We start from the raw sequence: 18,808 nt of genomic DNA on the forward strand, positions 1-18,808 counted from the left end.
TCCACGTAGGGACCCACACGACCGGGGCTCGCTGGCCGCAGCGGGCGCCACAGGGCCGCGCATCACCGCCCGACCCGTTCGGCGGGGTAGACTGGGGACGAACCTGGCGGTCGTGGGGCCCCGGCGCGTCGTATCGGGAAGTGGCCCGTCCGGGGTCCTTCCCGCGTGCTGCGGATCCCGCGTCGCCGTGACGCGGAGGGAGTGCACGCGCCCGTGCCAGACCAGGAGTCGACGCAGCCTCAGAACGACCATCCCGAGGAGGCGCCGTCCTTGGCCGACGCCGTCACCCCCGACGGTGAGCCGAAGGGCGGTGACTACGGCGCCGACGCCATCTCCGTCCTGGAGGGTCTCGAGGCCGTCCGCAAACGCCCCGGCATGTACATCGGCTCCACCGGGGAGCGCGGGCTGCACCACCTGGTCTGGGAGGTCGTCGACAACTCCGTCGACGAGGCGCTGGCCGGCTACTGCGACACCATCGACGTGACCCTGTTGGCCGACGGGGGTCTCCGGGTCCGGGACAACGGCCGCGGCATCCCGGTAGACGTCATGCCGGGCGAGGGGCGCTCTGCGCTCGAGGTCGTCCTCACCGTCCTGCACGCGGGCGGGAAGTTCGGCGGTGGCGGCTACTCGGTCTCCGGGGGTCTGCACGGCGTCGGCATCTCGGTGGTCAACGCGCTGTCCGACCGCGTGGACGTCGAGGTCCGTCGGCAGGGCTCGGTCTGGCGGCAGAGCTTCGCGGGCGGGGTGCCCGTGGCCTCCGTCGAGAAGGGCGAGGACACCGACGAGACCGGCACCACGGTCACGTTCTGGCCCAGCGCCGACACCTTCGAGACCGTCGTCTTCTCCTACGAGACCCTGCGCACGCGCTTCCAGCAGCGCGCCTTCCTCAACAAGGGCCTGACCATCTCGCTCACCGACGAGCGCCCGGTCGAGGCCGACGACGAGGAGGCCGAGGCGGAGAGCACCGACGCGGCGCCCGAGCGGTCGGTCACCTACCGCTACGACGGCGGGTTGGTGGACTACGTGCACCACCTGAACTCGCAGAAGAAGAACGACCCGCTGCACGAGAGCGTCATCTCGCTGGAGGCGGAGGACACCGAGCAGGGCATCGCCGTCGAGATCGCGATGCAGTGGACGACCTCGTACTCCGAGACCGTCTTCACCTACGCCAACAACATCAACACCTCCGAGGGCGGGACCCACGAGACCGGGTTCCGGACCGCGCTGAGCAACCTCGTGCCCGACTACGCGCGCGAGAACAAGCTCATGAAGGAGAAGGACACCATCGAGGGTGGCGACATCCGCGAGGGTCTGACCGCGGTCATCTCGGTCAAGATCGCCGAGCCGCAGTTCGAGGGCCAGACCAAGACCAAGCTGGGCAACACCAACGTCCGGACCTTCGTCCAGCAGCAGGTGCGCGAGCACCTCGGGCACTGGTTCGCCTCCAACCCCAAGGAGGCCAAGGCCGTCGTGCAGAAGGTCCTCTCGGCCTCCTACGCCCGGCAGGCCGCCCGCAAGGCGCGTGACGCCAGCCGTAAGTCGCTGCTGGAAAGGTCGTCGCTGCCCGGCAAGCTCAAGGACTGCCAGTCCAACAACCCCGCCGAGTGCGAGGTCTTCATCGTCGAGGGCGACTCCGCGGGCGGTTCCGCGACCCGGGGTCGCAACCCCCGCACCCAGGCGATCCTGCCCATCCGCGGGAAGATCCTCAACGTCGAGAAGGCGCGTCTGGACCGGGCGCTGAGCAACCAGGAGGTCCAGGCCCTCATCACGGCCTTCGGCACCGGGATCGGCGACGAGATCAACCTCGAGAAGCTCCGGTACCACAAGATCGTCATCATGGCCGACGCCGACGTCGACGGTCAGCACATCCGGACCCTGCTGCTCACGCTGCTGTTCCGCTACATGAAGCCGCTGGTGGAGCAGGGATTCGTCTACCTCGCCCAGCCGCCGCTGTACCGGATCAAGTGGCAGGGCGGGCAGGCCCACGAGTTCGCCTACTCCGACCGGGAGCGCGACGCGCTGCTCACCGCCGGGCGCCAGTCCGGCAAGAAGCACGCCAAGGAGAACTACGTCCAGCGCTACAAGGGGCTGGGCGAGATGAACTGGGACGAGTTGTCGGAGACGACGATGGACCCGGCCCACCGGACCCTGCTGCAGGTGACCCTGGAGGACGCCGCGGCGGCCGACGCCATGTTCTCGGTGCTGATGGGCGAGGACGTGGAGTCCCGCCGGTCCTTCATCCAGCGCAACGCCCGTGACGTGCGGTTCCTCGACGTGTGAGGTCGACCCGCGGCCGGGTACCGCCCCGGTCGTTTCACGTGGAACCGATGAAACCCCAGCCTGAGAGGTCCCTGAACCCGTGACCGACACCACCATCGAACCCCCGGACAGCACCGGCGGCGACCGGGTCGAGCAGGTCGACCTGCAGCTGGAGATGCAGCGGTCCTACCTGGACTACGCGATGTCGGTCATCGTGTCGCGCGCGCTGCCGGACGTGCGGGACGGTCTGAAGCCGGTGCACCGCAGGGTGTTGTACGCGATGTACGACGGTGGGTACCGCCCCGACCGCGGGTACTCCAAGTGCGCCCGCGTGGTCGGTGACGTCATGGGTCACTACCACCCGCACGGCGACACCTCGATCTACGACGCCCTGGTCCGGCTCGCCCAGGACTGGTCGCTGCGCTACCCGCTCATCGACGGGCAGGGGAACTTCGGCTCGCCCGGGAACGACCCGGCCGCGGCCCCCCGCTACACCGAGTGCCGCATGGCCCCGTTGGCCATGGAGATGGTCCGCGACATCGACGAGGAGACCGTCGACTTCGTCGACAACTACGACGGGCACACCCAGGAACCCTCGGTCCTGCCCTCGCGGTTCCCGAACCTCCTGGTCAACGGTTCGGCCGGGATCGCCGTCGGCATGGCCACGAACATCCCGCCGCACAACCTGCGCGAGGTCGCGGCCGGGGTGCAGTGGCTGCTGGAGAACCCCGAGGCCGGCGACGACGAACAGCTCGCCGCGATGATGCAACGCATCAAGGGCCCGGACTTCCCGACCGGGGCCACCATCCTCGGGTTCCGCGGGATCAACGACGCCTACCGCACCGGTCGCGGGGCCATCACCATGCGGGCCGTCGTCGAGGTCGAGGAGATCCAGGGCCGCACCTGCCTGGTGATCACCGAGCTGCCCTACCAGGTGAACCCCGACAACCTGGCCGAGAACATCGCCAACCTCGTCCGCGACGGGCGGCTGTCCGGGATCGCCGACGTCCGCGACGAGACCTCGGGTCGGACCGGTCAGCGCCTCGTCGTCGTGCTGCGCCGCGACGCCGTGGCCAAGGTCGTGCTGAACAACCTCTACAAGCACACCCAGCTGCAGGTGAACTTCGGCGCCAACATGCTCGCGCTGGTCGACGGGGTGCCGCGCACCTTGCCGATCCACGCGTTCCTCAAGCACTGGGTCACCCACCAGCTCGAGGTCATCCAGCGCCGGACGCGCTACCGGCTGCGCAAGGCCGAGGAGCGCGCGCACATCCTGCGGGCCCTGCTCAAGGCCCTCGACGCCATGGACGAGGTCATCGCCCTCATCCGCGCCTCGGCGACGGTGGAGATCGCCCGCGACGGCCTCATGGAACTCCTCGACATCGACGAGGTCCAGGCCCGGGCGATCCTCGAGATGCAGCTGCGGCGCCTCGCGGCGCTGGAACGGCAGCGCATCATCGACGAGTACGACGAGCTCATGCGGCTCATCACCGACTACAACGACATCCTGGCCCGCCCGGAGCGGCAGCGGCAGATCGTCGGCGACGAGCTCGCCGAACTGGTCGAGCGCTACGGCGACGAGCGCAAGACGGTCATCCTCCCCTTCGAGGGCGACATGTCGGTCGAGGACCTCATCCCGGTCGAGGACGTCGTCGTCACCGTCACGCGCGGCGGGTACACCAAGCGGACCCGGACCGACCTCTACCGGGCCCAGCGCCGCGGCGGGCGCGGGGTGCGGGGGGCGAACCTGCGCGAGGACGACGTCGTCGAGCACTTCTTCACGACGACGACCCACCACTGGTTGCTGTTCTTCACCAACCTCGGCCGGGTGTACCGGGCCAAGGGGTACGAACTGCCCGAGGCCGGTCGCGACGGTCGCGGGCAGCACGTCGCGAACCTGCTGGCGTTCCAGCCCGAGGAACGGATCGTCGCCGTCCTCGACATCGAGAACTACGAGCAGGCGCCCTTCCTGGTCCTGGCCACCCGTCGCGGGCTGGTCAAGAAGACCCGGTTGTCGGAGTACGACAGCAACCGCTCCGGGGGCCTGATCGCCATCAACCTCCGCTCGCAGGAGACCGAGGACGGCACCGAGGTGCCCGACGAGCTGTTCGCGGCCGCGCTGGTCGGCGAGGGCGAGGACCTGTTCCTGGTCTCCCGCAAGGGGATGTCGGTGCGGTTCACCGCCGACGACGCCACGCTGCGTCCCATGGGACGGGCCACCTCGGGGGTCACCGGGATGAAGTTCCGCGGCGACGACGAGCTGCTCGCGATGGCCGTGGCCTCCGACGACCTCGACGTCTTCGTGGTGACCGAGCTGGGCTACGCGAAGCGGACCGCGATCGCCGAGTACCGCCGGCAGGGCCGGGGTGGGCTCGGGATCAAGGTCGCCAAGCTGGCCGAGGCCCGGGGCGACCTCGTGGGGGCGCTGACCGTCCACGCCGACGACGAGGTGCTCGTCGTCATGCAGGGCGGCCGCGTCGTCCGCTCGCGCGTGGACGAGGTGCCGGCCAAGGGCCGCGACACCATGGGCGTGACCTTCGCCCGACCGGAGACCGGGGACCGGATCCTGGCGGTCGCCCGGAACGTCGAGCGGGCGGTCGAGGAGGAGCTGGAGGCCGAGGCCGACGGTGGGCCCGGGGACGGGCCCGGGGATGGGCCCGACGACGCCCCCGGGACCGGGTCGGGAACGGTGGGCGACGAAACCACGCAGGACCTCGGCACGGATCACGTCGATGGCGTACCGTCGCAGGGATCCAGCGACGACTCGTCCGCGGACGAGCCCGGAGGTGACAAGTGAGTTCCGCCGAACGCACGGCAGCGGGTTCCTCGGGCACCCCGACGTCGGCCGCGAAGCCGGCCGCCGGCGCCCGACCGGGCACCCGGGGCGGTGGGGTCGACGCGGTCCCCCGCCGGGTGCGCCTGACGCTGTCGCGCATCGACCCCTGGTCGGTCACCAAACTGTCGTTCCTGCTCTCGGTCGCCGTGGGGATCGCCCTCGTCGTCGCCACGGGCGTCGTGTGGAGCGTCCTCAACGGCATGGGCGTCTTCACCGACCTCGACGGGCTGTTCCGCGACATCGTGGGATCGGAGATCCAGATCGACCTGCTCGACTACGTCGGGTTCAGCAAGGTCATCTCGCTGGCCACGGTCGTCGCGGTCATCGACGTCATCCTGCTGACGGCGCTCTCCACCCTGGTCGCCTTCCTGTACAACGTCTGCTCCGCGCTGGTCGGCGGTCTGCAGGTCACGCTGTCCGACGACTGAGGTCGTCCCCCTGTCGTTCCCCGGCAGCCGTTTTGGGTTGCCGGGGCATCCTCGGGTAGAGTCTGGACGTCGCCGCGTGCGACGACGGGCCTATAGCTCAGTTGGTTAGAGCGCTTCGCTGATAACGAAGAGGTCACAGGTTCAAATCCTGTTAGGCCCACCCCCCACGTGACCCTCGGAGGTCGGTGTGAAGAAGATCCTCGTGCTCGCCGCAGTCGTCGGCGGTGCCGTCTACGCCTGGAAGAAGCAGTCCGCGGCCGCGGCCGAGCGGGACCTCTGGGCCGAGGCCACCGACACCGTCCGCTGAACCGCTCGACGGGACCCACGGTCCCTCGGGGACGTGGCGCAATTGGTAGCGCACCTGCTTTGCATGCAGGGGGTTAGGGGTTCGAGTCCCCTCGTCTCCACCGAACGATGAAGGGCCCCTCCCGGACGGGAGGGGCCCTTCATCGTGCTCGGGAGTTCAGTCGCGGGGCTTGTCCGCCCCACCCTCGGTGTCCTGCTCGACGTCCTCGATGTCGTTCTCGTCCGCGGACGTGGAGTCCTCCGGCGTGGGGACCGGGGCCACCGGGGAGGTGGGCGGGGACCAGGTCGCGCCCGGGGCGGCCCACGGGTCCTCCTGCTTCTTGCCCTTGAGCGCCGAGAAGGCCGCGGCCCCCAGGCCGAGGACCAGCCCGACGAGCAGCACCTTCTTGAGCTTGCCGCCCCTGCGCTTGGCGACGGCGTCACCCTTGAGCACGGCGTAGGCGTCGGTCGAGCGGTGGGCGGCCTCGCCGGCCACCTCCTTGCCCGCGACGGCCGCGGCGCCGGCGGCGGCGATCGCCGGGGCGGCAGCCTCCTTGGCGGCGTGCTGGGCCTGCTCGGCGGCGTGGTGCACCGCGTCCACGAGACGCGGCAGCAGGTCGTCGACCAGCTTGTCGCGGGTGGCGTCGACCGCGGGGGTGACCTTGTCGACGGCGCTCTCGACGGCCGGGGCCGCGGCGCTCACCGAGGCCTGCCAGCCCTTCTCGATCTTGGGGGCGGCCCAGTCTCGGGCCGCCTCGACCTTGGGTCCGGCCCAGTCGACGGCCGTCTCCACCCGGGGCCCGGCCCAGTCCTGGGCGCTGTGCACGGCGTCCTTCGCCGACTTGACGGCGGTCCCCACGCCGGGGCCCACCTTGTCCTGCAGCGACCCGGCCAGGCTGGCCGACTGGTCGCGGACCTGGGCCTGCAGCCGCTCGGCGCGGCTCTTCCTCAGGGACATCCGTTCCTCCTCCGTGGATCCTGCGCTCGCTCGTTGCCGCACAGCCTGTCGTGCCCGGCCGTAAACAGCCACCGGGACGATCAGATCAGAACCTCACCTGACGGCACCACCGGGGCGACCGCCCGGGCGCGTCGCGGGAGGCGGGTCCCGGGGCCCGGCGACGGGGGGCGTGCGAGGATTCCCCCATGCACGCCACTCTGCACACCAACCACGGTGACATCCGGATCGAGCTGTTCGAGAACCACGCCCCCAAGACGGTGGCCAACTTCGTCGAGCTGGCGGAGGGCACCCGGGAGTGGCAGGACCCGGTCTCGGGCGAGAAGAAGACGCAGCCGTTCTACGACGGTCTGACCTTCCACCGCATCATCGACGGCTTCATGATCCAGGGCGGGTGCCCGCGCGGCGACGGCCGGGGCGGCCCTGGGTACCAGTTCGACGACGAGATCCACCCGGACCTGCGCTTCGACAAGAAGTACCTGCTGGCCATGGCCAACGCGGGCAAGATCGGCGGCCGCGGCACCAACGGCTCGCAGTTCTTCATCACGGTCACCACGACCCCGCACCTGAACGGCAAGCACACCATCTTCGGCGAGGTGGCCGACGACGAGAGCCGTCAGGTCGTCGACGCCATCGCCAACGTCGCGACCGACCGCGGTGACGCCCCCAAGGACCCGGTGGTCATCTCCTCCGTCGAGGTCACCAAGGACTGATCCCTCCCTCACCCGCCCCGGTGGCCCGGCCCGACCTCGGTCCGGGCCACCGGTGTCTGCGGGGCCCGGACCCGACCGAGAAGGTGGCCCGTGACCGAACCCGCCCCGTCCCCCACGGTCCCCGTCTGCCCGCGCCACCCCGACCGCGAGTCGTGGGTGCGCTGCCAGCGCTGCGAACGCCCGGTCTGCCCGGAGTGCCAGCGGTCGGCCTCGGTGGGCGTGCAGTGCGTGGACTGCGTCAAGGAGCAGGCCCGGGGTGACCGGGCGGTCCGGACCACGTTCGGCGGCACCTGGCGCCGCGGCGACACCCTGATCACCCGCACGGTCATCGTCATCTGCCTGGTGATGTACGGGGCGCAGTTCGTCCTGCCCGGTTCCGTCTACGCCTACCTGCCGCTGGTGAACGACCCCGGCTACCTGAACTCGTTCGAGGCCGGCAACTGGTGGCAGCCGCTCACCTCGGCGTTCCTGCACGCGCGCTCACCCCTGCACGTGGCGCTGAACATGTACGCGCTGTGGATCGTCGGCGGGTACCTCGAACCACTCCTCGGTCGGCTGCGCTTCGGACTGCTCTACCTGCTCTCGGCCCTGGGGGGTGCGGTCGGGGCGACGCTGCTGCCCGGGACCGCCTTCACCACCACGGTCGGCGCCTCGGGCGCGGTCTTCGGGCTCTTCGGTGCGCTGCTCGTCGTGAACCGCCGGTTGGGACGGCAGGCCGGGCAGGTCGTCGTGCTCATCGCCATCAACTTCGCCCTCGGCCTGTTCGTCGCGGGGATCTCCTGGCAGGCCCACCTGGGTGGCCTCGTGACGGGGGTCGTGGTCGCGGTCCTGCTGGCCCGTCGTCGCGGCGCGGACCGCCGCGCGGGCGCGGGGACGTGGGTCGGTGTGGGTGCCGTGGCCGTCGTGATCCTGGGGCTGCTGGTGATCGCCGGGACGGGTGTGGCGCTCGGCTACTAGTGGGGTCGGTGTCGTCCACAGGGCGATGCACACCTGTGCGAATAGCGCTCCCGTCGTCCACCGCGTGTGGGCACATCTGTGGACGCACCTCGGGGGTTCTCCACCGTCGTCCCCAGGTTGTGGACGCGCAGGTGGATAAGTCTGTGGACTCCGACACGCTCGGTGCGAGGTCCGCGACCCTCGGTCGACAGGTTGTCCCCAGGCCGTCCACACCGTGGAGAACGCGAAACACCCCCGCAACGCCGGGCGTCGCGGGGGTGTCGGTCCGGGGGTCAGCGCCAGCGGGTGGTCATCCCGAAGCCGACGAGGACGAGCCCGAAACCCGCGACCAGGTTCCAGTTGCCCCATCCCGGCACGGGGTACTGCGCGCTGGAGAGGTAGAACACGACGATCCAGGCCAGCCCGAGCAGCATGAAGGCGATCATCGCGACCACCCACCAGCGCGGGGTCAGCCGGTTGCCCGCCTTGATGTCGCGGTCGGTCGCGTCGCCCTCGCTGAGCGAGCGACCGAACCGGCGCCGGCGCGACTCCTCGGCGGTCTCGCTCGTCTGCACCTCGCGCTGCTTCCGTCGGCGCGACGGGGACTGGGACACGGGGACCTCCGAGGTCGTGGGGGCGAGCCGGTGGCCGGGCGACCACGCTCCGCAGGCCAGGGTAGTCGGCACGTCCGGCACACTGGGGAGGGCGAAGTGACGGGCGGTCACGGGAGTGGCGCGGACGGGAACGAGGTGCGGCGGTGGCGTGGTCGGCGTCGCGGGTGGCCTCGCGGGTGGCCGTGGTCGCGGTCCTGGCCGCCGGCGGTCTGCTGTTCGCGACCAGCGCGCAGACCTCGCACGGGACCAACCTGCGCACCGACTCCGGAGACCTCGGCGACCTCATCCGCGAGCGCTCGCAGCAGGTCGAGGCGCAGGCGGCCGAGGTGAGCCGGCTGCGCGGCGAGGTCGAGACCCTTACGGCCCGGGTGGGGGGCGACCCGGCCCCCGACGCCGCCGCCCAGCGGCTCGCCGCCGCGGCCGGGACCGAGGCGGTGACCGGGCCGGGCGTCCGGGTCACGCTCGACGACGCCCCCCGCGGGGAGCTGCGCCCGGCCGGCGCGGCCCCCGACGACCTCGTGGTGCACCAGCAGGACCTGGAGGCCGTGATCAACGCGTTGTGGGCCTCGGGGGCGGAGGCCGTGGAGGTCATGGACCAACGGCTGGTCTCGACCAGCGCCGTGCGCTGCGTCGGCAGCGTCCTCATCCTCCAGGGCCGCACCTACTCCCCGCCGTACACGGTCTCGGCCATCGGTGACCCGGCCCGGTTGCAGACGGGGCTCGAGGACAGTTCGTCCGTGGCGGTCTACCGGCAGTACGTGGCGGCCTACGGGCTGGGGTACGAGGTGCAGACGTCGACGGACCTGACCTTCCCGGCCTTCGACGGCCCGCTGGACCTCGAATACGTACGGAGCGACTCGTGAGGCGCGCGGTCTCGGTCCTCGGGGAGCTGATGGTCACCGCGGGGGTGCTCGTCCTGCTGTTCGTGGCCTGGCAGCTCTGGTGGACCGACGTGACGTCGGGTCGCGCCCAGGCGGCCACGGTCGCCGAGCTGCAGCAGGAGTGGTCCGCGGACCGGCCGGCGACCCCCGCGCCGGCGGACCCGGCCGCCCCCGTGGCCCCCGACGTCGACCAGACCCCGCCGCAGGGCGACGCCTTCGCGATCCTGTACGTGCCGCGGTTCGGCCGTGACTACGCGGTCCCGATCGTCGAAGGCACCGCGACGGACGACCTCAAGGAGGGCATCGGCCACTACGACGGGACGGCCATGCCGGGTGAGGTCGGGAACCTGGCGCTCGCCGGGCACCGGGTCACCTACGGCAAGCCCTTCAACCTCATCGCCGACCTGCAGGACGGCGACGCCGTCGTGGTCGCCACCGCCGACCGGTGGTTCACCTACCGGGTGCGCAGCGAGGAGATCGTCTCGCCGCGGCAGGTCTCGGTCATCGCACCCGTCCCCGACCGGCCCGGCGAGACCCCGACGGAGGCCTGGTTGACCATGACCGCCTGCCACCCGATGCACTCGGCGCGGCAGCGCTACGTCGTCCACGCCCTGCTGGAGTCGGTGACCGACCGTTCGGCCGGCCCGCCCGCGTCCCTGGCGGCGGTGGGCTGAGCGTGTACGCGTGGTGGTGGCGGGTCCTGCCCGGGCCCTGGTGGGTCCGGCTGCTCATCAGCCTGGTCGTCGTCGCGGCGGTGGTCGCGGTCTGCTTCGAGGTCGTCTTCCCCTGGGTCGCGGACCGCCTCGCCATCAACGACGGGACGGTCGACGGCAGCGGCTGACCCCGGTCCGGCGGGCTCGCCGATCACTCGCCGCGCGGTCGCGGGGCATCACTGCCACGATCTTCGGACCACGCACCACGAGGAGGAGCCATGTCGTCGACCGACGGACCTGACCCCTACAACCAGCAGGGTGGCCAGTACGGCAACCAGCCTGGCCAGGGCAACCATCCGCAGTACGGGGACCAGCAGTCCTCGGGTCAGTACGGGAATCAGCAGTACGGCAACCAGCAGTACGGCAACCAGCAGTCCGGGAACCAGTACGGCAACCAGCCGCAGTACTCCGGTCAGCAGTACGGGGACCAGCACGGCTACGGGCAGCCCGGCCACGGCGGTTCCCCGAAGAACGGCCTCGGGGTCGCCGCCCTGATCCTCGGGATCGTCGCGATCCTCAGCTCGTTCCTGGTCATCGGGATCATCCTGGGGATCGTCGCGATCATCCTCGGGGTCAAGGGCCGTGGACGGGTCAAGAAGGGCCTCGCGACCAACGGCGCCGTCGCGCTCTGGGGCATCATCACCGGTGCCGTCGGGCTCGTGCTGTCCGCGGTCTTCCTCGCGATCTACATCGCCAGCGCCTCGTTCTTCTTCCAGAACGGTGGGCAGCAGCTGACCGACTGCCTGGGACAGGCCGGCCAGGACGCCGTCGCCCAGCAGCAGTGCTTCGACCAGTTCGGCAACCAGGCCGAGCAGCAGCTCGAGAACTCGGGCACCGACACCTGAGTCGGAGCCACCCACCCGGCCGCCCGGCTGTGAAGGGACTGCGGCGGCGCTGCGAAGTGCTGCCGCAGTCCCCGGGTCGGGCTGGACGGGGACCGTACCCTCACGAGGTGCCCGACTCCCCGAACCGACCCCCCGCCGGCCTGCCCGGGCAGGGGCGTCGTTCCCGCGGACAGCACGTCGCCCACCAGCACGGTCGGTTGTACAAGAGCCTGCGGGTCGTCGGCGTCATGGTGCTGGCCCTGGTGCTCGTCGGGGTCGGCGGCGCGGGGTACGCGTTCTACCGCCTGCAGGGCAACATCAACGAGATCGACCTCACCGACCGGCTGAACCCGGACCGTCCGGCCGACGAGGCCGCCGTCGACCCGACCACCGGCAACGACGCCGTGAACATCCTGGTCATGGGGTCGGACACCCGGGACCTGGCCGACGGGACCGGTGACGAGTACGGCGGGGAGGCCGACTCCCCGGGGGCCCGTTCCGACACGACCGTCATCGTCCACCTCTCGGCCGACCGTCGGCGCGCGGCGCTGATCAGCATCCCCCGCGACTCGATGGTCCGGATGCCGGAGTGCCAGGGCACCGACGGCACGACCCAGCCGGCCGAGCTCGGCATGTTCAACTCCGCGTTCTCCCGGGGCGGCCCGGCCTGCACCATCAACACCGTCGAGGAACTCACCAAGGTCCGGATCGACCACTACGTCGTCGTGGACTTCAGCGGGTTCCAGAAGATGATCGACGCCCTCGGCGGGGTCGACATCTGCCTGCCGAAGAAGGTCGCCGACGCGCAGTCCGGGCTGTACCTGGACGCGGGGACGCACGAGGTGGACGGCCGCACCGCGCTGGCCTACGCGCGGATCCGGCACAACATCGGCGACGGCTCCGACATCTCCCGGATCTCGCGGCAGCAGGCGCTGATGTCCTCGATCGTGCAGAAGGTCACGAGCTCCTCGATGCTGACGCGGCCCGACCAGCTCTACTCGTTCCTCAGCGCGGCCACGAGTTCGGTGACGATGGACCCGCAGCTGGCCAGCCTGTCCGAACTGACCGACATCGCGCAGAGCCTGCAGAAGCTCCCCCCCGGCGGGGTGCAGTTCATCACCGTGCCCATCGAGGAGTACCCGCAGAACAAGGCGCGGGTGCAGTGGACGTCGGCCGCCGACGACCTCTGGCAGGAGCTGCGGACGGACACCCTCGGGGCGACCGCGGCGCCGGCACCGACGACGACCCCCGGGGACTCCTCGGCGCTCACCGTCGCCCCCGACGACGTGTCGGTGCGGGTCCTCAACACCGGCGCCCCGGCCGGGACCGCGGGGGCCGCGGCCACGGCGCTGCGGGCCCAGGGCTTCACGATCGCCGGCACCGGGGACGGGGACGCCCTGCGTCCGGCCGCGGCCGCGGTCGTCCGCTACGGCTCGGCCAAGGCCGACTCCGCCGCGACGGTGGCCGCCGCGCTCGGCGGGGCCGACCTGGTCGAGGACGACTCGCTCGGGTCGACCGTCGTGGTCGAGCTGAACCAGGCCCCGACCGTGGTCGACGTCCGCAGCCGGGTGGTGGGTGCCCCCGCCACCCCGACCGCGACGCCGACCTTCGAGGCCCGCGTGGCCAGCGACGACATCTGCTCCTGACCCGCAGGCGGGCAGACCGGGAGGTCAGGCCGGGAGGTCAGGCCGGCAGGTCGACCCGGACCGGACCGCCGGTGAGCAGGGATTCCTGGGCCGCGTCGGCGACCCGGGAGGCGGCGACCGCGTCGGCCGGGTGGCACAGCTCGCCCTCGACCCCGCGGACGAGGTCGGTGAAGGCCACGATCTCGGCGCGGTAGGCCGCCCCGAAGCGCTCGGCGAAGGTCAGGTGGGGGCCGCCGGTCGGGAAGGTCACGCCGGGCTCGGCCGAGCGCAGGGCCGTGCGCTCGTCCAGGCCGACCATGAGGGAGGCCTTGGACCCCTGCAGCTCCAGCCGGACGTCGTGGCCGGCACCGTTGTAGCGGCTGGCGGTGACCGTCGCGAGGGTGCCGTCGTCCAGCGTGCACACGGCCAGGGCGGTGTCGACGTCGCCGACCTCACCGATGGCCGGGTCGCCGTTGTTGCTGCCGCGGGCGTAGACCTCGACGATCTCTCGCCCGGTGATCCAGCGGATGACGTCGAAGTCGTGGACGCTGCAGTCGCGGAAGAGCCCGCCGGAGGTCGCGAGGAAGGCCACGGGCGGCGGGGCCATGTCGCACGTGGTGGCCCGCAGCGCGTGCAACCAGCCCAGCTCGCCGGCGTCGTAGGCACGCTTGGCGGCCAGGTAGCCCGCGTCGTAGCGCCGCTGGTGCCCGATCCGGACGACGCCGGCGTTGGCCGCGATGTGCTCGAGGACGGGCAAGGACAGGGCCACGTCGGGGGCGACGGGCTTCTCGCAGAGCACCGGGATGCCCGCGTCGACCCCGGCGACGATGAGCTCGGGGTGCTGGGCGGTGCCGGTCGCCACGACCAGTCCGTCGATCCCGCTCGCGAGCAGGGCCTCGCTGCTCGCGGCGACGTCGACCTGCAGCTCCGAACCCGCGGCGCGGGCGGCCGCGGTCAACGAGGCGGCCACCTCGCGGGCGCGGTCGACGGCGACGTCGGCGAGCGTCAACCGGGCTACCCCGGGGGTGGTCGCGATGTTCTCGGCGTGCATGACGCCGATGCGTCCGACACCGGCGAGGCCGAGGTGCAGATCAGTCATGGGGTGAGCCTTTCAGAGTCCGTCGTTGGACCGGTCCAATTGATCCCACGATGCGGCGCGGCGGGCCCGGCTGTCAACATCGGGCCGTCGGAGGAGCCCGGGGGGAGCATCGATGAGCACGCGACCGACCATCCGCAGCGTCGCCGCGCGCGCCGGGGTCTCGAAGTCCCTGGTCTCGCTGGTCCTGCAGGACTCGCCCAAGGTCGGCCCGGAACGCCGGGCCGCCGTGATGGCCGCCATCGAGGAGCTGGGGTACCGCCCGGATCCGACCGCGCGCAGCCTCGCGGAGCGACGGACCCGCACGATCGGGGTCGTCCTCGACGACCTGCGCAACCCGTGGTTCGTGGACCTGCTGGACGGTCTGCGACCCGTGCTGCTGGAGGCCGGGCTGCGGCCGGTGCTGGGGGACACCCGCACCGAACCCGACGTCGCGGCCGTCTTCGCCCAGCTGCGCGTCGACGGGCTCGTCGTCGTCGGCACCCGGGAGGACCCCCACGCGGTCGAGGAGGTCGCCCGGGGTGTGCCCACGGTGCTGGCCGGCAGCCGGGACTCCTACGACGCCCCGGTCGACACCGTCGCCGGGGACGACCGCGCCGGGGTGCGGTTGCTGGTCGTGCACCTCGTGGGGCTCGGGCACCGACGCATCGGGCACGTCGCGGGGACCGGGTCGGTGGGGCGGCTGCGTCGGGCGGCCGTCGAGGAGTCCGTCCGGGCCGCGGGCGGGGAGGTGCTGGTCGCGACGGGGGACATGACCGAGGACGCCGGGTTCCGCTGCGGTCTGGAGCTGCTGGGCGGCCGTGACCGACCGAGCGCGGTCGTCGGCGCCAACGACGTGTCGGCCGTGGGGCTGCTCGCCGCGGCCGACGAGCTGGGGTTGCGGGTGCCCGAGGACGTGTCCGTCACCGGCTACGACGACATCGCCCTGGCCCGCTCGCGGCGCACGGCGCTGACGACGGTGGACAACGGGGCCGCCCGGGTGGGCGGCCTGGCCGGGGAGGAGCTGCTGGCCCGGATCGCCGACCCGCACCGGGCCCCGGTCACGACCCTCGTCCCGCCCCGGCTCGTCGTCCGGACGACCACCGGACCGGCGCCCGACTTGTCCCCAGGTTGATCCCCAGACCGTCGTCAACAGGTGTGGACAAACGTGGGGATATCACGCTATGTGTCAGAGAGGTGGACCTAGAGTGATCTCGGTTGACGACCGGTGCCCGTGCGGGACGGGGGAGACGTACGGGGGGTGCTGCGGTCGTCGGCACGCCGGTGAGCCCGCCCCGACGGCCGAGGCGCTCATGCGCTCGCGCTACTCCGCCTTCGCGGTGGGGGACGCCGCCTACCTGCTCCGGACCTGGGACGCCGCGACCCGCCCCACCGACCTCGACCTCGACCCCGACGTGGAGTGGCGCCGCCTCGTCGTGCTGGGCACCGAGGGCGGCGGGCCCCTCGACGACGCCGGCACGGTCGAGTTCGAGGCCCACCACCGCCACGAGGGTCGTCGCGGCCACCAGCACGAGCGCAGCCGGTTCCGTCGCGTCGGCGGACGGTGGGTGTACGTGGGCCCGGTCTGAACGACGTCCGGCGGTCGGGTGGACACCGGTCGCGCGCGTGTGGTTCTCTGCCCGGCAGGTCAAGAAAGCCGACACGAAGCCCCGGCTCGTCGGCTGGCAACCCTCCTCGTCGTGGGGTGCCCCGGGTGATGACCGGGCCCGCGCAGCACCGCGCGGGTAAGGACGCTCTCGAGGAGACCGGCGATGTCCGCTGTCAGCACGCCCCTGCCCGTCACCGAACGGCTCCGCCTCGCGCGGGGCCGGATCGCGCCGCTGCTGGAGGGGATCGCCGCGGGCGTCGTGCAGCGCGAGCAGGACCACGTCCTGCCCTACGAGCCGGTGCGCGCCCTGGTCGAGGCCGGGTTCGGGCGCCTGCGGGTCCCCGTCGAGCACGGGGGCGACGGCCTCGACCTCCCGGCGCTCGCCGAGATCCTCGTCGACGTCGCCGCGGCCGACTCCAACCTCCCGCAGATCTTCCGCGGGCACATCGCCTGGGTCGAGCAGCTGCTCACCCTGGGCGAGACCGACCGGGCCTACCGGGACGCCTGGTACGCCCGGATCGTGGCCGGCGAGTTCGTCGGCAACGCTTGGAGCGAGACCGGGTCCGGGGTCACGGGCAAGCAGCAGACCGTCGTGACCGAGGGTCCCGGGGGCCTGCGCGTCGACGGGCGGAAGTTCTACACGACCGGGTCGATCTTCGCGGACTGGACCGACGCCACCGCCCGTCGGGTGGGCCCGGGGCAGAGCCCGGACGACGACGACCTCGAGGTGGTCACCGCGATCGTGCGGACCCGGCAGCCGGGCGTGCAGATCAGCGACGACTGGGACGGCTTCGGCCAGCAGCTCACCGGGACCGGGACCATCGTCTTCACCGGTGCCGAGGTCGACGCCGCCGACGTGCGGCCCTTCGCCGAGCGGTTCCGTTTCCAGACGGCGCTCTACCAGCTGGTCCTGCTCGCGGTGCACGCCGGCATCGCCGAGGCGGTCGAGCGCGACGCCGGGCACGAGGTCCGGACCCGCACGCGCAGCTACACCCACGGGCTCGCCCCGCTCGTGCGCCACGACGCGCAGGTGCTGGCCGTCGTCGGCGAGATCTCGGCGGTGGCCTGGACGGCGCGCCAGCTCGTGCGGGGGGCGGCCGAGGCCCTCCAGGCCGCCGCGGACACCGCCCACGACCGTGACTCCGCCGCCGACCAGGCTGCGAACGCCGTCGCCGAGATCCGTACCGCGCAGGCCCAGACCGTGCTGTCGGAGTCGGTGCCGCGCGCGGCGACGCTGCTCTTCAACACGCTGGGCGCCTCGGGCGTCGGTCGGGGCAAGGACCTGGACCGGCACTGGCGCAACGCCCGCACGGTCGCCTCCCACAACCCGGTCATCTACAAGACCCGGATCGTGGGGGACTTCTCGGTCAACGGGACGACGCCGCCCTACGTCTGGGACATCGGCACCCACGCCTCGGTCGCGGCGGCCGCCGGCAGCGAGGGCTGACAACGGCGACCCGCCGCCGGCTCAGTGGGCCGGGTGCAGGTCGCTGTGCGGGGCCCCGAGGTGGTGCAGCAGGTCGTGGGCGGCCTCGTCGGAGAGGTACCAGCGGCTGAATCGGCCCTCCCGGACCCGGCGGACCAGCCCCGCCGCGCGCAGCGTCTGCAGGGCCTGGGTCGCGGTGTTCGGGCTGAGCCCGGCGGCGGCGGCCAGGTCGCTGACCGGGGCGCCCGGGGCGGCGTGGATCGCGATGAGCAGGCCCAGGCGGGTCGGGTCGGAGAACGCGCTCAACCGGTCCAGGACTTCGGGCAGCCGCGGGCCGGACGCGTCGAGGGCGTCGCGGGCCACCGTACGGCGCGCGTCGTCGACCACGGGCGGCTCCCTCCTGCGCTGCGGTGTCGTCCCGTGCTCATGGTGGCACCCCCACCGGTCCGCTACCGTCGCCCCGACGCGTGTCCGCCCGGACACCTGTCGACGTCGTCCGTCGGGAGCACCGTGAGCGCCACCACCCACGTCGGGCCCCGCCCCTCCCTGCTGACGACCGAGGGGCGAGCCGCCCTGCCGTTCCGGCGTCGGGTGGGGGTGGCCTTCGCGGTCGTCGCTGCGCTGCACGTGATCGGTCTGGCCCTGCTGACCATGGGGGTGCTCGCGGGCACGGCCGGGGCGGTCACCGTCGGGGTCGCCGGCCTGGCCTACCTGCGCGGGCTGGTCCACTCCTTCGACTTCGACCACGTCGCGATGATCGACAACTCCACCCGCAAGTTCGTGGCCGAGGGCCGCAACCCGGCCGGCGTCGGGCTGGCGTTCTCGGCCGGCCACTCCACCGTCGTCGTGCTCACCGGCGTCCTGGTCATCGCCGGGGCCGGCTTCATCCGCACCGCGCTGGAGGAGGACTCGGGGGCGGCCCGGGTGCTCGGCATCATCGGGGTCTCGGTCTCGGGGCTCTACTTGCTGCTCGTCGCCGTCGCCAACCTCGCGACCTTCGTGCAGGCCCTGCGCCTGCGCCGGGCGCTGCGACGCGACCCCGACCTGGTGATCCCGGCCGACGCGCTCACCCCCCGCGGCCCCGCGGCCCGGGCCATGACGTTGCCGTTGCGCCGTGTCCGGCACCCCCGCCACGTCTACGTGCTCGGGTTCCTGTTCTCCCTGGGCTTCGACACCAGCTCGCAGATCGGGGTCCTCGTGCTGACCGCGGGAGCGGCCCTGGCCGGGGCGTCGTTGATCTCGCTGCTCTGCCTGCCGATCCTCTTCGCCGCGGCGATGACGCTGGGGGACACGGTGAACGGGCTGATGATGCTGCGGATGTACACGGCCGCCCAGCACGACCCGGCCCGCAAGATCACCTACAACCTGCTGATCACCGGGGTGGGCATCCTGGCCGGTGCCGCCGTCGCCGTGCTCGCCGCGGCCGGTCTGCTGAGCGAGCAGTTCGGCATCGTCTCCGGTCTGGTCGGCGCCGTCGCGTCGGTTGAGACCGAGTACGCGGGCTACGCGCTGGCCGTCCTGTTCGCGGTGATCGGGGTGGTGTCCTGGGCGGTGTGGCGCCGCGCAGCCTCCGGCCCCTCGCGCGTCGTCGGGGACACCCGGCCATGATGCTCGGGGACGGGGCCCCGT

General features: G+C 72.2%; 19 protein-coding genes, 2 tRNA genes and 1 riboswitch. Of the genes, 17 read left to right on the forward strand and 4 right to left on the reverse strand.

From position 1 onward, the window contains the following. Positions 1 to 213: 213 nt before the first annotated feature. The 6 genes from gyrB (at position 214) to ACFFKU_RS01680 (ending at position 5,930) form a co-directional block, all read left to right on the forward strand. Entirely contained in the window at positions 214 to 2,280 is a 2,067-nt protein-coding gene (gene gyrB, locus ACFFKU_RS01655) for a DNA topoisomerase (ATP-hydrolyzing) subunit B (RefSeq protein WP_380134913.1), read from the forward strand. Between the two features lie 79 nt (positions 2,281 to 2,359). Further along, entirely contained in the window at positions 2,360 to 5,056 is a 2,697-nt protein-coding gene (gene gyrA, locus ACFFKU_RS01660) for a DNA gyrase subunit A (RefSeq protein ID WP_380134916.1), read from the forward strand. Continuing rightward, on the forward strand, positions 5,053 to 5,523 hold the full coding sequence (locus ACFFKU_RS01665) for a DUF3566 domain-containing protein (RefSeq protein ID WP_380134918.1): 471 nt from the start codon (positions 5,053 to 5,055) through the stop codon (positions 5,521 to 5,523). The genes gyrA and ACFFKU_RS01665 overlap by 4 nt, the downstream gene beginning before the upstream one ends. 86 nt (positions 5,524 to 5,609) lie before the next feature. Beyond that, positions 5,610 to 5,683, forward strand: a tRNA-Ile gene (locus ACFFKU_RS01670). A 42-nt stretch (positions 5,684 to 5,725) separates the two neighbouring features. Then, entirely contained in the window at positions 5,726 to 5,830 is a 105-nt protein-coding gene (locus ACFFKU_RS01675) for a DLW-39 family protein (protein WP_380134921.1), read from the forward strand. A gap of 27 nt (positions 5,831 to 5,857) precedes the next feature. After that, positions 5,858 to 5,930 (forward strand) — tRNA-Ala (locus ACFFKU_RS01680). 56 nt (positions 5,931 to 5,986) lie between these two features. Here the strand turns inward: ACFFKU_RS01680 and ACFFKU_RS01685 are convergent. Further along, a complete protein-coding gene (locus ACFFKU_RS01685) occupies positions 5,987 to 6,766 on the reverse strand; it encodes a hypothetical protein (RefSeq protein ID WP_380134922.1) in 780 nt (259 codons plus the stop codon). Positions 6,767 to 6,951: 185 nt separating this feature from the next. On the opposite strand from ACFFKU_RS01685, the gene ACFFKU_RS01690 reads away from it, so the two are divergent. Both ACFFKU_RS01690 and ACFFKU_RS01695 read left to right on the forward strand, forming a co-directional pair. Then, positions 6,952 to 7,476, forward strand: coding sequence for a peptidylprolyl isomerase (locus ACFFKU_RS01690; protein ID WP_380134923.1), 525 nt, complete (start codon positions 6,952 to 6,954; stop codon positions 7,474 to 7,476). Between the two features lie 90 nt (positions 7,477 to 7,566). After that, complete coding sequence (locus ACFFKU_RS01695) at positions 7,567 to 8,433, forward strand: rhomboid family intramembrane serine protease (protein WP_380134925.1); 867 nt, start codon at positions 7,567 to 7,569, stop codon at positions 8,431 to 8,433. Between the two features lie 272 nt (positions 8,434 to 8,705). On the opposite strand, the gene ACFFKU_RS01700 is transcribed toward ACFFKU_RS01695, so the two are convergent. Continuing rightward, a complete protein-coding gene (locus ACFFKU_RS01700) occupies positions 8,706 to 9,026 on the reverse strand; it encodes a cell division protein CrgA (protein WP_380134927.1) in 321 nt (106 codons plus the stop codon). Between the two features lie 143 nt (positions 9,027 to 9,169). Here ACFFKU_RS01700 and ACFFKU_RS01705 point away from each other — a divergent pair, with 143 nt between their 5' ends. The 5 genes from ACFFKU_RS01705 to ACFFKU_RS01725 all read left to right on the forward strand — a co-directional run bounded on the left by ACFFKU_RS01705 (position 9,170) and on the right by ACFFKU_RS01725 (position 13,090). Beyond that, complete coding sequence (locus ACFFKU_RS01705) at positions 9,170 to 9,889, forward strand: DUF881 domain-containing protein (protein WP_380134929.1); 720 nt, start codon at positions 9,170 to 9,172, stop codon at positions 9,887 to 9,889. After that, complete coding sequence (locus ACFFKU_RS01710) at positions 9,886 to 10,581, forward strand: class E sortase (RefSeq protein ID WP_380134932.1); 696 nt, start codon at positions 9,886 to 9,888, stop codon at positions 10,579 to 10,581. Before ACFFKU_RS01705 ends, ACFFKU_RS01710 begins: the two co-directional genes overlap by 4 nt. A gap of 2 nt (positions 10,582 to 10,583) precedes the next feature. Then, the gene (locus ACFFKU_RS01715) at positions 10,584 to 10,748 is read left to right on the forward strand and encodes a hypothetical protein (RefSeq protein ID WP_380134935.1); all 165 of its coding nucleotides are present in this window, start codon (positions 10,584 to 10,586) and stop codon (positions 10,746 to 10,748) included. Between the two features lie 90 nt (positions 10,749 to 10,838). Further along, positions 10,839 to 11,465, forward strand: a complete 627-nt coding sequence (locus ACFFKU_RS01720) for a DUF4190 domain-containing protein (protein ID WP_380134938.1) — start codon at positions 10,839 to 10,841, stop codon at positions 11,463 to 11,465. Between the two features lie 107 nt (positions 11,466 to 11,572). Further along, on the forward strand, positions 11,573 to 13,090 hold the full coding sequence (locus ACFFKU_RS01725) for an LCP family protein (protein WP_380134939.1): 1,518 nt from the start codon (positions 11,573 to 11,575) through the stop codon (positions 13,088 to 13,090). Between the two features lie 37 nt (positions 13,091 to 13,127). Here ACFFKU_RS01725 and ACFFKU_RS01730 read toward each other — a convergent pair whose 3' ends face one another. Next, complete coding sequence (locus ACFFKU_RS01730; protein WP_380134941.1) at positions 13,128 to 14,168, reverse strand: Gfo/Idh/MocA family protein; 1,041 nt, start codon at positions 14,166 to 14,168, stop codon at positions 13,128 to 13,130. Positions 14,169 to 14,280: 112 nt separating this feature from the next. Here ACFFKU_RS01730 and ACFFKU_RS01735 point away from each other — a divergent pair, with 112 nt between their 5' ends. The 3 genes from ACFFKU_RS01735 (at position 14,281) to ACFFKU_RS01745 (ending at position 17,200) form a co-directional block, all read left to right on the forward strand. Continuing rightward, the gene (locus ACFFKU_RS01735; RefSeq protein ID WP_380134943.1) at positions 14,281 to 15,279 is read left to right on the forward strand and encodes a LacI family DNA-binding transcriptional regulator; all 999 of its coding nucleotides are present in this window, start codon (positions 14,281 to 14,283) and stop codon (positions 15,277 to 15,279) included. 49 nt (positions 15,280 to 15,328) lie between these two features. Beyond that, positions 15,329 to 15,733, forward strand: coding sequence for a YchJ family protein (locus ACFFKU_RS01740; RefSeq protein ID WP_380134946.1), 405 nt, complete (start codon positions 15,329 to 15,331; stop codon positions 15,731 to 15,733). A 57-nt stretch (positions 15,734 to 15,790) separates the two neighbouring features. Beyond that, a riboswitch (SAM riboswitch) is annotated at positions 15,791 to 15,902 on the forward strand. A 14-nt stretch (positions 15,903 to 15,916) separates the two neighbouring features. Beyond that, a complete protein-coding gene (locus ACFFKU_RS01745) occupies positions 15,917 to 17,200 on the forward strand; it encodes an acyl-CoA dehydrogenase family protein (RefSeq protein ID WP_380134949.1) in 1,284 nt (427 codons plus the stop codon). A 21-nt stretch (positions 17,201 to 17,221) separates the two neighbouring features. On the opposite strand, the gene ACFFKU_RS01750 is transcribed toward ACFFKU_RS01745, so the two are convergent. Beyond that, positions 17,222 to 17,566 carry an ArsR/SmtB family transcription factor gene (locus ACFFKU_RS01750; protein ID WP_380134951.1) on the reverse strand — a complete coding sequence of 115 codons (345 nt, stop codon included), beginning with the start codon at positions 17,564 to 17,566 and terminating at the stop codon, positions 17,222 to 17,224. A 123-nt stretch (positions 17,567 to 17,689) separates the two neighbouring features. Between ACFFKU_RS01750 and ACFFKU_RS01755 the strand changes: the two genes are divergently transcribed. Beyond that, a complete protein-coding gene (locus ACFFKU_RS01755) occupies positions 17,690 to 18,787 on the forward strand; it encodes a HoxN/HupN/NixA family nickel/cobalt transporter (protein WP_380134953.1) in 1,098 nt (365 codons plus the stop codon). Positions 18,788 to 18,808: the final 21 nt, after the last annotated feature.

This window comes from Kineococcus gynurae, assembly GCF_042433995.1.
Lineage (GTDB): Bacteria > Actinomycetota > Actinomycetes > Actinomycetales > Kineococcaceae > Kineococcus > Kineococcus gynurae.

Coding starts and splice junctions, on each gene's coding strand:
- ACFFKU_RS01720 (WP_380134938.1), top strand. CDS start 10,839: ATGTCGTCGACCGACGGACCTGACCCCTACAACCAGCAGGGTGGCCAG.
- ACFFKU_RS01690 (WP_380134923.1), top strand. CDS start 6,952: ATGCACGCCACTCTGCACACCAACCACGGTGACATCCGGATCGAGCTG.
- ACFFKU_RS01740 (WP_380134946.1), top strand. CDS start 15,329: ATGTGTCAGAGAGGTGGACCTAGAGTGATCTCGGTTGACGACCGGTGC.
- ACFFKU_RS01745 (WP_380134949.1), top strand. CDS start 15,917: ATGTCCGCTGTCAGCACGCCCCTGCCCGTCACCGAACGGCTCCGCCTC.
- ACFFKU_RS01730 (WP_380134941.1), bottom strand. CDS start 14,168: ATGACTGATCTGCACCTCGGCCTCGCCGGTGTCGGACGCATCGGCGTC.
- ACFFKU_RS01735 (WP_380134943.1), top strand. CDS start 14,281: ATGAGCACGCGACCGACCATCCGCAGCGTCGCCGCGCGCGCCGGGGTC.
- ACFFKU_RS01685 (WP_380134922.1), bottom strand. CDS start 6,766: ATGTCCCTGAGGAAGAGCCGCGCCGAGCGGCTGCAGGCCCAGGTCCGC.